At 60.1% G+C, this 11,684-nt stretch carries 11 protein-coding genes and 1 tRNA gene; 7 read left to right on the top strand and 5 right to left on the bottom strand.

All coding sequences use genetic code 11. The features are described from left to right. Positions 1 to 16: 16 nt before the first annotated feature. On the bottom strand, positions 17 to 595 hold the full coding sequence (locus DES53_RS05245; protein ID WP_113957122.1) for a hypothetical protein: 579 nt from the start codon (positions 593 to 595) through the stop codon (positions 17 to 19). Positions 596 to 950: 355 nt separating this feature from the next. Next, a tRNA-Ser gene (locus DES53_RS05250) sits at positions 951 to 1,038 on the bottom strand. 153 nt (positions 1,039 to 1,191) lie between these two features. Between DES53_RS05250 and rpsP the strand changes: the two genes are divergently transcribed. Together rpsP and DES53_RS05260 are read left to right on the top strand one after the other, a co-directional pair. Then, a complete protein-coding gene (gene rpsP, locus DES53_RS05255) occupies positions 1,192 to 1,443 on the top strand; it encodes a 30S ribosomal protein S16 (protein WP_281270122.1) in 252 nt (83 codons plus the stop codon). Positions 1,444 to 1,548: 105 nt separating this feature from the next. Then, the gene (locus tag DES53_RS05260; RefSeq protein WP_113957124.1) at positions 1,549 to 1,890 is read left to right on the top strand and encodes a KH domain-containing protein; all 342 of its coding nucleotides are present in this window, start codon (positions 1,549 to 1,551) and stop codon (positions 1,888 to 1,890) included. Positions 1,891 to 2,206: 316 nt separating this feature from the next. Here the strand turns inward: DES53_RS05260 and DES53_RS32800 are convergent, their stop codons facing one another. Both DES53_RS32800 and DES53_RS32805 read right to left on the bottom strand, forming a co-directional pair. Continuing rightward, the gene (locus DES53_RS32800; RefSeq protein ID WP_170156871.1) at positions 2,207 to 2,389 is read right to left on the bottom strand and encodes a hypothetical protein; all 183 of its coding nucleotides are present in this window, start codon (positions 2,387 to 2,389) and stop codon (positions 2,207 to 2,209) included. 443 nt (positions 2,390 to 2,832) lie between these two features. Continuing rightward, the gene (locus tag DES53_RS32805) at positions 2,833 to 2,982 is read right to left on the bottom strand and encodes a hypothetical protein (protein ID WP_170156872.1); all 150 of its coding nucleotides are present in this window, start codon (positions 2,980 to 2,982) and stop codon (positions 2,833 to 2,835) included. Positions 2,983 to 3,185: 203 nt separating this feature from the next. On the opposite strand from DES53_RS32805, the gene DES53_RS05285 reads away from it, so the two are divergent. Continuing rightward, positions 3,186 to 3,743 carry a hypothetical protein gene (locus DES53_RS05285; RefSeq protein ID WP_113957129.1) on the top strand — a complete coding sequence of 186 codons (558 nt, stop codon included), beginning with the start codon at positions 3,186 to 3,188 and terminating at the stop codon, positions 3,741 to 3,743. A gap of 276 nt (positions 3,744 to 4,019) precedes the next feature. Here the strand turns inward: DES53_RS05285 and DES53_RS05290 are convergent, their stop codons facing one another. Further along, the gene (locus tag DES53_RS05290) at positions 4,020 to 4,541 is read right to left on the bottom strand and encodes a hypothetical protein (protein ID WP_211325446.1); all 522 of its coding nucleotides are present in this window, start codon (positions 4,539 to 4,541) and stop codon (positions 4,020 to 4,022) included. A 182-nt stretch (positions 4,542 to 4,723) separates the two neighbouring features. Here DES53_RS05290 and DES53_RS05295 point away from each other — a divergent pair, with 182 nt between their 5' ends. The 4 genes from DES53_RS05295 to DES53_RS05310 all read left to right on the top strand — a co-directional run bounded on the left by DES53_RS05295 (position 4,724) and on the right by DES53_RS05310 (position 11,506). Further along, entirely contained in the window at positions 4,724 to 5,632 is a 909-nt protein-coding gene (locus tag DES53_RS05295; RefSeq protein WP_113957131.1) for an IclR family transcriptional regulator, read from the top strand. Between the two features lie 88 nt (positions 5,633 to 5,720). Beyond that, positions 5,721 to 9,623 carry a DUF1553 domain-containing protein gene (locus tag DES53_RS05300; RefSeq protein WP_170156873.1) on the top strand — a complete coding sequence of 1,301 codons (3,903 nt, stop codon included), beginning with the start codon at positions 5,721 to 5,723 and terminating at the stop codon, positions 9,621 to 9,623. Positions 9,624 to 9,676: 53 nt separating this feature from the next. Further along, entirely contained in the window at positions 9,677 to 10,045 is a 369-nt protein-coding gene (locus DES53_RS05305; protein WP_147263225.1) for a hypothetical protein, read from the top strand. An 18-nt stretch (positions 10,046 to 10,063) separates the two neighbouring features. Beyond that, entirely contained in the window at positions 10,064 to 11,506 is a 1,443-nt protein-coding gene (locus tag DES53_RS05310; protein WP_211325447.1) for a DUF1501 domain-containing protein, read from the top strand. Positions 11,507 to 11,684: the final 178 nt, after the last annotated feature.

Genomic DNA, 11,684 nt, shown 5'->3' on the forward strand with positions numbered 1-11,684 from the left:
CTGTCCTCTTAGGTTCCTACCACAACTTGTACCACGGCTTCTTCTCTCCAGAAACCGACGGGGAAGCAGGATGCGGAGGCGAAGTCTTGCTACCCTCAATGAAGCCGTGAACAGCAATATTGAACGCAGTCTCAGCGCCGACATCCTTTGTGCACTCCTTTGCGATGAACGCCGTTGCCATCGCGGCTGCGTGCGCAGCTTCCTTTAGTGGGACTGCGTTTTTCCGGGCGATTTCCATGGCCTCGTCTTGCAACAGCGATAGCGATTGCAGAGTGGTGAGTTCGGGGTCTTCTCCACGTTTGTGATCTCCACCAAGCTTTGCAGGATCGAACTGCACTCCGAAGTGCTGCAACAATGACCCGAAAATGTTCACGAGCTGCGGTCCTTGCTCATTGGCCTCATTGGACAGGACAACGGTCCCCGGCGTCACGTCATGGATGTTTAGATTGAAAGACCGGAGTAGAAGGCTCCCGGCCAATCGGGCCGAACTCGCAATGGCAGTGTGGGGGTGCACTGCGCGCCCTGAGCCGAGTCGTGCCGCGATGAGTTCGACCAGCTCTCCCGCGGTCTTGTGCTGCGCTTCGGATATCTGCATACGTTGAACGAGTGGCCTAACACAGGGATTGTTTGCAGGCACGCAGAAACACAGTCCCCCAAGCGCAGGGTGTCCTGAGAGAATGCTGGAATCGCCAGCCGTCAAAAAAAGATGTCCTGTCCTTCTGGGCTTCCGGCATAGGGACTGGAGAAGCGAGCACCGGCGGGGTGGCTTACCATTTTCCAGTCCAGTCAGACCATGGACTTTGCTGGACGTTGGACGACTGGAAAATGAACTGCGCCCGTCTGGCCTGTCATCCCTCGTGATTCGCATCGCCCGCCTCGCATTCCACCGTTACCGTCGCATCGCTTACCACTCACCTGTCCCGCAACTGCCTGAGGCTCAGCAATCAGAGTGGCGGAGGGAGAGGGATTCGAACCCCCGGATACTTGCGCATCAACGGTTTTCAAGACCGCCGCCTTAAACCACTCAGCCATCCCTCCTTGATTGGTACTTGGCTTGGGAGCCAGTCCAGTCCAGTCCATCCTCATACACCGGGCGGGAAGGATGAAAAGCATTTTCCTGCTTGATTTTTTGCCTTGGCTCGCCAGACTGCCCGTCCACTTCATTTCTAGTCCAAGTCGAATCCCTTTATCATGGTCGTCATCCGTCTCCGCCGCGAAGGCACAAAGAACCGTCCGTTTTACCGCGTTGTTGCCGCTGACCAGCGTTTCAAGCGCGACGGCCGTTTCATCGAGTCCCTCGGCACGTATGACCCGGCTCAGGAAAAGGGCGGCGTGAATCTCGATGTGGAGAAGGTGCAGTCCTGGATCACCAAGGGCGCCCAGCCCACCGACACGGTGCGTGGCCTCGTCAAGAAGGCCAAGGCCGCTGCGGCGAACGCCTAATCCGGCGGCGTCAGCCTCCCAGATTTGTTCTTTTTCAACCCGTTGCTGCGCACGTGGAGCAGCAACGGGTTTGTCTTTTTGCCACGGCTCGGTCATACTGACGTCATGGATGCCCCGGAAGCCCTGCGCGAGTTCCTCATGTACGTCATTGCGAACCTGATTGAGCAGCCGAAGCAGGCCAGCATTGCCGTGGGAACCACGCAGGCAGGGGCCATCTCCTACCGCATCCACCTCGCCCCTGAAGATGTGCGCCGGGTGGTGGGGAAGAATGGATTCACCATCAGCGCCATCCGCTCCCTGGTGAACGTGGCCGCCGCGAGGTATGGGGTGAAGGTATCCCTGCGCGTGGATGGAGTACGTGAGGAGGAGTTTCAATCACCCCAGCCGGCGGGGGCGCAGGCGGGTGCGGGAAGTGGGGTGGATGGCGAGCAGGGTGGGGAGGAGTAGTGGCGACCGAACCGCCCAGAAGCAGCTACCTCCTCCGTAGGTTGCGCACCCAGTTGACAATGCCTAGCAAGATGAAACCAACCGCGCCAATCGCGAAGATAGTGTAGAACATCTGATGTTCCAGATGCCATTTGATTGCGTCCCCAACACTTGGGAAAGACACCGGGGTTGAAGTTACCCCGATCGTCCCCACGACCCAGAGTGTCAACGCCGTCAAGAGGCAGTTCAGAGGCTGGATTTTTGCTAGTCTTGTTAGCATGTCCCTGAATTTACAAGAGGGCAGCCGAAAGAATCCAGGCTGAATGTCAACCTGAAGTCACCTCTGGCGCGGAGGTTGCAGGCAGTTGCGAACGCCCAAAGCGAGAAAGAAGAGTGACAGTACCAATGGCCCGGTGACAATCGCATTGTCCACGGTGTGGTATTTGAGAGCGGCCCAGTGCGACTCCCAAAAGCCGCCGATGAATACGGGGTTGGAGGTTACTCCCAGTGTTGCAACCATGAGGCAGAGGAACCACAGGCACACACACGTTAAAGGGCTGATTTTGCCGAGGTTCTTGAGCATGGTCTCTCGCGTACACCAAATACCTTGAGGGTGGGGAGGGGCACCTCGGGTAGGAAGTTTACCGTCGATGAGGAGGTTGCAGGCAGTTGCGGACCGCCAACCCGAGAAAGAGAAACGACATCACCACCGGACCAGTGACCGTGGCGTTGGTTATGATGTGGTATTTGAGGATAGCCCAAGTCGACTCCCAAAAGCTGCCGGTGAATGTGGGGAAAGAGCTCATGCCCAGTGTTCCAAGCACAAAGCAGAGGCACCCCAAGAACAAGCACTCCAGAGGGTGGATTTTGTTAAGTTTCCTCAGCACGGACTTCCATGTTAAGCGGAAGTGTTGAGGTTACGCCAGACTGAACCTACCCAAGCCCTGTCTCTGCACGCTCGAATCACCTCTTTCGGGTTTTCCGAGAGGAGGGAATCCGGCAGTTGTAAAACGCCAGTCCCAGAAACTCCACGGCCAGCACCAGGGAGGCGGTCACGGCGGCGTTGTCCACCACGTAGTATTCCATTTCGCTCCGGGTGGAGCTGTAGGGCATGGGGGCCGCGTTGGCGCTCCAATACGAGAGGTACAGGAACAGGAAAAACAAAACGAAGCATGCGACCGGGTGGAGCCTAATGAGCAGCGTCATGGTGCCCCTCATCTTACCCCAACGCTTCCCGGCGAATCCAGTCTGAATTTTCACCCGAGCGCTGCCAAAACCATCTTGCGCATTGGCACGCCTTTGGCACGTTCGTGGCCATGATGTCGCTGCTGCTGCGTGCTCGTCTCCTTGTTCCCGCGCTTGCGGGATTGTTGCTCGCCTCTTGTGCGGGTGTTCACAGGGAGCCGTACGTGGTGCAGGAGCCTGGCTACCTGACTCCGGCGGAGTATCAGCAGAAGGCACGCGTCATCGCGCCACGCATCTACCGCGATTACCATCCGCACACCTTCGCGATCGTCAGCACGGACAAGGTGTATACCCGCACCACCGTCCGCCCGGCGGATGACGAGGCGCCAGATGCCATCCCGCCCTACAACCGCACGGTGCCCACCATCGAGGTGGCAATGGAGCGGCCGGAGATGCCTCCAGTCACCTGTGAGGGCAACTGCTATGAGCCCCGCAAGTGCCACTCCTGCGGTTCCTGCCAGTGCCATCCGAAGATTCCGCGCAAGGCGATCACGTTTGAGTTCGAGCCGTCGGGTGAGTTGATTTACACCACGCACGTCACCGGCCCGAAAACTACGAAATACCGCCGTGACGAGTTCGCCTGGTGGCCATCTTCCCGCAGGCTGCACGGGACCAGGTACAAGGATTGAGGCGGTAGCCCATGATTCGTGCATTTGTTGCTGTCGTCGTGGCTGCAGGCGCTCTGGTGTCGTGTGCCCGGCATGAGGCTGCCAAGCTGGAACCGGGTCAGCCTCGGAGTTCCGGGTGTCAAGCTTCGGTGGCATCCGGCGAAAAGTCTGGGCCTGAGAAAGCCCAAGCGTCCCCGGCATCCCCATCCACATCCAGACAAAAGACACGCTTCCTGCCAGAGGAGGCGACGGACTATGAGATTCCTTTGCCGCCGCTGATGAGGTGATTAAAACGCGCTAGCGCCGGGCCGTCACCTCGGCTGGCTTCAGTATCTCCACCGTGAATGGAGCATCATAGGAGTCGATGTGATACTGGGGTACTGGGCATCTATCCCGCATGTCTGGGGGTAGGTGGTCCTTTATCCCCACGCAGGCATCACGGAGCATCTGATGCCCCGGCGGCTGCCAGGTGTAGGTGACTGTCAGCGGACCAAAATGTTCCAACACGGAAATGTCACCTTGTGCGGGGGCGAGCGTGCGCGTTTCTCCGGGGCGGAGGAATTGCAGGTCGCGCTCCGTCTGGCTGTTGTGGCACGAGAAGAAGCTGCGCGATGAACCGTTGCCGATGTAGCAACCCTGGAATCTGACGGGGAATGAGGACCGGTTGGTTACTGCGATGAGTGATTCACGGCTGTGGCGCTGCGCGAAGCCAAAGCGCAGCGGGTCGTGGTTGGTCCATGCGAGGACGTAATAAGCCGCCGGGACGCTGACGAGGATGAAGAGGACCGCTGCAATGATGGTCTTCAGCTTCCTCGACATGGGAGAAACGACGGTGGCTGGGTCGAGCTGGTTCCTGCGCTGCGCTGCTGTGGCAGAGGCATGCTGGCAAAATGCGGCAGCCCCGGCAATGCAAATCAGGGCATGGGTGGTGCAGACGGCGGCATGAAACTTTCTGCCCGCCGTGAAAGACTCCGTTTTCACAGGCGTAATGCTTTCCGTCCATGAAAACACCCGCGATCCAGCGCACCACCAGCAACAGCAACAGGAGCCTTCCCGGGGAGGGCCCGACTGGCAACGGCAGCAACTCGAACGGCGATACTCTGACGAACGGAAACGGAAACGGGAATGGGGCCGCAGCGGTCACGCCGGTGGAGTCCGAGTCGCAAGCCCCTGCTCTGCAGCGTGGACTTGCTGTGCTGGAGTTCCTCGCCGGTCGTGAAGAGGGCGCGACGCTCTCTGAAATCAGCGCCGCGCTGGGCCTCTCTCCCGCGTCGAGCTTCCGCCTTACGGGGGTGCTGGAGGATTCGGGGTACGTGCTGCGTGAGGAGACCTCGCGACGCTTCCGGCTCTCTCGCAAGCTCCTGCGTCTTGGCCAGCCGCAGCATGAGGGGCGCAGCCTCGTGGAGTGCTGCCTGCCTGCTATGCGTGAGGTACTGGCGCAGACGGGGGAGACGGTGCAGCTCTGCTGCCTCGCGGAGCATGAGTGCGTGATGATTGAGCAGCTGCCCTCCACGCATCCCTTCAAGTACATCGTGGACCTCGGCTCGCGTCCGCCCATACACTGCTGCGCGCCGGGGAAGGCGATGCTGGCATATCTTCCGGAGCCTGCGCTTGGCGCCGCGCTGGCTGCGACCACCTTCACTACGCATACGCCACGCACCCTCACTACGGCGGAGGCGCTGGTGGAGTCCTTTGGGAAGATTCGCGAACGTGGTTTCGCGGTGGACCAGGGGGAACATTTCGAGGGCATCCACTGTGTGGCGGCTCCGCTGCTGGATCGCCATGGACATCCCGTGGCGGCCATCACGATTGCCGGACCCTCCACTCGCATCCAGGCCCGCCGTTTCAATGAGTACGGTCGTATCATGAAGCAGGCTGCCGCACAGGCTGCGCTTCGGTATCTTGGTTGATATCACCTCTCCCTTTTTGGAAACGAGAACCCGTACGCTCAAGCTCACGTTTCTCATGCGCCCCTCTCACGCATCCAACTCAGCCCCCATGCGCATCACCCACAGGAGTCTTGCTCTCTCTCGTGTTCTTGCACTTGCCCTGGCGCTTGTATTTGTCGGATTCGCTCCAGCCGCATCCACACCCGCGACGGTTGCTGCCAAGCCCACGCCGGCACAAGTCGAGTTCTTCGAGTCGAAGATTCGTCCCGTGCTCGTGGGGGAATGCTACGACTGTCACGGCGCGAAGAAGGACAAGGGCGGCCTGCGTCTGGACTCTCGCGATGCCATGCTCGCTGGCGGTGATAGCGGCCCGCTCTTTGTACCCGGCGCTCCGGAGAAGAGCCTGCTCATCCAGTCGCTCATGCACACCACGCCGGAAACGGAGCTGCATATGCCGAAGGATGGCGCGAAGCTGGAGGAGGGACGCATCGCCGACTTCAAGAAGTGGATTGCCGATGGCGCGCCCGACCCGCGTGATAAACCCGAGCCCGTGATGAGCCCGGAGCAATCGTGGGAGCAGGCGCTCGCCACGCGGAAGCAGTGGTGGAGCTTCCTGCCGGTGAAGGCCACGGAGCCTCCCGCCGTGAAGGACGCTGCCTGGTCACAGCATCCCGTGGATCGATTCCTTCTCGCAAAACAAGAGGCGCAAGGATTGCAGCCTGTGAAGGCTGCTGATGCAGCCACGCTCATCCGTCGTGTCTCCTATGTGCTCACGGGACTACCACCCACACCGGAGGAAATCGAAACCTTCAAGACTGCATTTGCCAAGAATGCCGATGCCGCACTCAGCGAACTCATCGACCGCCTGATGGCCTCACCACGCTACGGCGAGGCGTGGGCTCGTCACTGGATGGATTGGGTGCGCTATGCGGAGTCCCACGGTAGCGAAGGGGACGCGGCCATTCCCTTCGCGTGGCGTTATCGCGATTATCTTATCCGTGCCTTCAACAGTGATGTCCCCTATCCGCAGATGGTGCGTGAGGCGATCGCTGGTGACATGCTGAAGAGTCCGCGTGTGGATGCGGTAAATGGCATCAATGAAAGCGCGCTGGGAATTGGTCAGCTCCGCATGGTGCTGCATGGATTCTCGCCCACGGACTCGCTGGATGAACTGGTGACCTTCACGGACAACCAGGTGGATACGGTCACGAAGGCCTTCCTCGGACTCACGGTCTCCTGCGCGCGATGCCACAATCACAAGTTCGATGCCATCTCCCAGGCGGACTTCTATTCGCTCTACGGCATCTTCACCAGCACACGTCCCGCCTTGATTGATGTGAATCTGCCAGAGGTGGGCAAGGTGCAGCGCGAAGAACTCACCAAGCTGAAGGGCGAAATCAAGAAGGTGGTGGCTGAAGCATGGCTCGCCGCAGCGAAGGACCTGCCTACCATTCCTGAGAAGCCTGTGCCTCCCATGTCTGAGGGGGTGATTGAGCACTGGGACCTTCGCAAGGAGAAGTGGTATACGGATGGCCATGGCGTGCAGCAAGGCCCGACGAAGGCGGGTGAGTTCAGCATTGCCACGGAAGGTGAGCGCATCATCGCGGGGGTCCATCCTTCTGGTGTCTTCAGTGATCTGCTGTCCACGAAGGTTCGCGGTGTGCTCATGTCACCGCGGTTGAAAAATCCCGGTGGTAAGCTCTGGATGCGCTCCGCAGGCGGCGGCATGGCGCGTGCACGCTATGTGGTGCAGAATTATCCGCGCACCGGCACCATCCACAAGGCGAAGGACTTCAAGGATGAGCCGGGCGATGCACGCCTCGCCTGGCGTGAACTGGACCTCGAATATTGGAAGGGCGATGACATCTTCATCCAGTGCACGACGGTGGCGGATCAACCCGCCGAGGCGAAGCTGGATGCACGTTCATGGTTCGGCATCACGGATGTGATCATCACCAAAGGCGAGCCCCCACCCGCGGTGTCCATCCATGGAAATCCGGCGGAGGCCGTGCAGGCCTGGCAGAGCGGCAAGATGACGGATGCGCAGGCGGAGCTGCTCGACTCCCTGATTGCCGAGGGTAAGCTTCCCAACGATGCAAAGAAAATTCCCGCTGCCGCCGCGCTGCTGGCCAGGTATCGTGAAGTAGAGGCCGCGCTGCCTCTGCCCACACGTGCTCCGGGTGTGCTGGAGGCGGAGGGGCATGATGCGCCGATGTTCGCGCAGGGTGATCACAAGCGGCCCGGCCCCCCAGTGCCACGTCGATTCCTGGACGGCATCAATCCTACACCCTATCACACCGCGAAGAGTGGTCGCCTGGAGCTTGCGGAGAGCATCGTGGATCCCGCGAACCCGCTGACCTCTCGCGTCGTTGTGAATCGCCTGTGGCAGACGGTCTTTGGCAATGGTCTTGTGGCCACGCCAGACAATTTCGGTCGCCTCGGCGAACCACCGTCGCATCCCGAGCTGCTCGATTATCTGGCCAGCCGCTTCGATTCGGAAAAGGGCAGCATCAAGAGCATGCTGAAATTCCTGCTGAACTCCAAAGCCTTCCAACTCGACTCGGAGGCAGCACCTGCCGCTGCGCAAAAGGACCCGCAGAACAAGCTGCTCACGCACTTCACCGTGCGGAGACTCGAAGCAGAATCCATCCGCGACAGCATTCTCGCACTCTCCGGCAAGATGGAAGAGAAGATGTATGGTGAGTCCGAGTCGGGCGGCTCCTATCGACGCAGCGTGTATGTGAAGGTGGTGCGCAACAGCCTGGATGATTTCCTGACCGCATTCGACGCACCCGTGCCAAGCGCTTCTCGTGGCAAGCGCGACTCTACCAATGTGCCTGCGCAATCGCTCGCGCTTCTGAATGATCGCAAGGTCATCAACTGGTCCGGCTATTGGGGCGCGCGCTCGTACAAGAACAAGGACCTGGCAACGGATGAAGCCCGGGTGCAGCGGATGTTCCAGGAGGCATTCGGTCGCGCGGCCACGGAGACGGAAGTTGCGCAGAACATTGCCTTTCTAGGGGCGTCCTCAAAGGTGGGAGAGCAGCAGCAGGCCGAGTTGGCCCGACTTGAGAAGACACAGGACGAACTCCGAAGCCGCATCGAGTCCGTGCTGTCGCCCGTGCGCAACAAGCTCACCGAAGACAAGCGGAAGTCCCAAGGTGCTCCTCCGGACCTGGCCGGTGTTCCGGAGCCGCTTGCCGAATGGGACTTCGAAGACGGCCCGAATGATTTGAAGGGGAAACTCCCGCTCACACTGGAAGGTGGGGCGCGCATCGAGCATGGCATGCTGATTCTTGATGGCGGCAAGGCCCTGGCTCGCAGCGCTCCCATCAAGCAACGGATGCGTGGGAAGACGCTGGAGGCCTGGGTACTGCTGGATGAGCTGGAGCAGCGCGGTGGCGGTGTGATGACCTTGCAGGACTTGAAGGGAAATGTGTTTGATTCCATCGTCTTCGCCGAGCACGAGGCGGGATGCTGGGTGGCTGGCAGTGACTTTGGCAGGCGCACGAAACCATCAGGCGGCGATGTGGAGCGTGATGCTGCGCAGCGGGCTGTGCATGTGGCCATCTCGTGGGACGCAAATGCCCGGGTGAATGTCTATCGGGATGGCCAGCTCTATGGACGCGGATACAAGGCGGATGATGTCGCGGTGTTCGAACCCAACGCCGCAGAGGTGCTGCTGGGCTGCCGTCATGGTGCGCCCGGTGGGAATCGCATGCTGCGCGGGAAGATTCTGCGCGCGCGCCTCTATGACCGCCCGCTGCGCCCGGATGATATCGAGATGACCCGGAAGATTGAGCAGACCGTGGTGACCGAGCGTGATGTGATGGATGCTCTCACCGAGGCCAATCGTGCCAATGTGCGCCAGTGGCAGGATGAATCCGAAGCGCTGCACAAGAAACTCATTGTGCTCCGCGAGCAAGTCGCCAAGGCCAGCGGACCTGAGCAGGCGTGGCAGAGTCTGGCGCTCGCGCTGGTGAATCTGAAGGAGTTTATTTATCTGAAGTGATGAATAGCAGCCGCACAACAACCCCGGTCTGAAGCTGACGCATGTTCAACATCATGTTCACCGCCCTTCTTTGCACGGTTGTCCTGGCCTTTGGTGCGGGCGTCTTGGGTTTTGTGTTTTTCGACCGGCTGTTGCGCGTGTGCTTTCTCCAGCATCGTTCTGAGTGGGAACTGTGTGGGCGCCCCATCGGGTTCTTTTGGGTGCCTCGGGATGTGAAGGTGGAACGGGCTGGAATGGCTAGAACGACCGTGTTTGCGAACTGGTTGTTTCGAGTTCCTGCGTGGCTCCGTGAAGATGGTGAAGCGTTGCTTGCCTACAATAAATTCAGACGAATCAACGCCCTGTCGTCGCTCCTTGCCGTGGTCGTGATTGCTGAGCTGATTGCACTGGTCGTTTTGGTGTTCTTCGGCGTCAAAGAGTAACTCCATACCCTGTCTAGCATGATGAATACCCCCTACACTCGCCGCCAGATGCTCCAACGCGGCTCCACTGGCTTCGGCATGGCGGCGCTGGCCGGACTCATGAGCCAGCAGCAGGCGAAGGCTGGGGCTTCAGAAGCTTCACCTGCAGCGCTGGCGCATCGTGCGAAGAAGTTTGCTTCGAGGGCGCGCAGCGTCATCTTCTGCTACATGTCGGGTGGCGTCTCTCACGTGGACTCCTTCGACCCAAAGCCGCTGCTTACGAAGTACGCGGGTCAGCCGATGCCGGGCGAGGTGAAGCGCACCCAGTTCAACAACAACGGGACGGTGCAGCCCGCACATTGGGCCTACAAACAATATGGCCAGAGCGGCATCCCGGTGAGTGACCTCTTCCCGCACATGGGCTCGGTGGCGGATGAACTGTGCGTGGTGCGCTCCATGACGGCGAAGTTCAGTGAGCATGCGCAGGGGAATTTCTTCATGCACACCGGCTTCCCCTTCTTGGGCTATCCCAGCGCGGGTGCATGGACGAGCTATGGCCTTGGCTCGGATTCCAGTGACTTGCCGGGGTATGTGGTGCTGCAGAGTGGGGGTGCGGTAGCTCCGCACGGAGGTGTGGGCCTTTTCAGCAATGGCTTCCTGCCAGCGGTTCATCAGGCATCCGTCGTGCGCGCGGATGAGGGGGAACCGGTGGATAACATTCAGCCGCGTGAGCCCGCGGCGATGCAGCGCCAGCGTCTCGACTTCATCGGTGCGATGGACAAGAACTTCGCTCGCAGCGTGGACAACAACATGCACGTGGAGGCCGCCATCAAGAACTACGAGATGGCCTGGCGCATGCAGTCTGCCGTGCCGGAGCTCTGCGACATCGCGGGTGAGACGGAGATCACGAAGAAGATGTATGGCATGAATGATGCCGACCCGAAAACCGCTGCCTACGCGCGCCAGTGCCTGCTGGCCCGTCGGTTGGTGGAGCGCGGCGTGCGTTTCATCGAGCTGAGCACCCTGGGCTACAACATCGGTGGCGGCAACGCGGCGAATCCATGGGACCATCACGGCGACCTTGTGAAGGGTCATGGCAAAATGGGCTATCAGGTGGACCAGCCAATTGCGGCTCTTATCAAAGACCTGCGCTCACGCGGACTGCTGGACAGTACGCTGGTGATCTGGGCCGGTGAATTCGGACGCACACCCTTCGCGCAGGGTGCCAATGGCCGTGACCACAACCCCTACGGCTTCTCCATCTGGATGGCCGGTGGTGGCGTGAAAGGTGGCCATGTCTATGGAGCCACCGATGACTTCGGCTACCAGGCCGTGGAGCAGGTGAGCAGTGTGTATGACCTCTGGGCCACCGTGCTGTACCTCATGGGCATCGACCACGAGGCGCTCACGTATCGCTACAGCGGCCGCGACCTTCGCCTCACGGATGTGCATGGGCATGTGATGCGCGGGGTGATAGCGTGAGGGGGGGCATTCGCTCCCTCGTTGAAACGCAAAGCAACGAAGCAGCTAAAGCTCGAGGTTGATTCTGCGTGCGCTTTGCGTCTTGGAGTGTGACGTGCTTCAAAAGCAAGGCAGGCGAAGTTACGCTTGTCATCGCTATGAGAAGCCAAGCTCAACGAAGGAAGGCAGTGTCAGGCCG

Origin of the sequence: Roseimicrobium gellanilyticum (assembly GCF_003315205.1) — a bacterium.
Lineage (GTDB): Bacteria > Verrucomicrobiota > Verrucomicrobiia > Verrucomicrobiales > Verrucomicrobiaceae > Roseimicrobium > Roseimicrobium gellanilyticum.

Coding starts and splice junctions, on each gene's coding strand:
- DES53_RS05245 (WP_113957122.1), bottom strand. CDS start 595: ATGCAGATATCCGAAGCGCAGCACAAGACCGCGGGAGAGCTGGTCGAA.
- rpsP (WP_281270122.1), top strand. CDS start 1,192: ATGGTCGTCATCCGTCTCCGCCGCGAAGGCACAAAGAACCGTCCGTTT.
- DES53_RS05260 (WP_113957124.1), top strand. CDS start 1,549: ATGGATGCCCCGGAAGCCCTGCGCGAGTTCCTCATGTACGTCATTGCG.
- DES53_RS32800 (WP_170156871.1), bottom strand. CDS start 2,389: ATGGTTGCAACACTGGGAGTAACCTCCAACCCCGTATTCATCGGCGGC.
- DES53_RS32805 (WP_170156872.1), bottom strand. CDS start 2,982: ATGCCCTACAGCTCCACCCGGAGCGAAATGGAATACTACGTGGTGGAC.
- DES53_RS05285 (WP_113957129.1), top strand. CDS start 3,186: ATGATGTCGCTGCTGCTGCGTGCTCGTCTCCTTGTTCCCGCGCTTGCG.
- DES53_RS05290 (WP_211325446.1), bottom strand. CDS start 4,541: ATGTCGAGGAAGCTGAAGACCATCATTGCAGCGGTCCTCTTCATCCTC.
- DES53_RS05295 (WP_113957131.1), top strand. CDS start 4,724: ATGAAAACACCCGCGATCCAGCGCACCACCAGCAACAGCAACAGGAGC.
- DES53_RS05300 (WP_170156873.1), top strand. CDS start 5,721: ATGCGCATCACCCACAGGAGTCTTGCTCTCTCTCGTGTTCTTGCACTT.
- DES53_RS05305 (WP_147263225.1), top strand. CDS start 9,677: ATGTTCACCGCCCTTCTTTGCACGGTTGTCCTGGCCTTTGGTGCGGGC.
- DES53_RS05310 (WP_211325447.1), top strand. CDS start 10,064: ATGATGAATACCCCCTACACTCGCCGCCAGATGCTCCAACGCGGCTCC.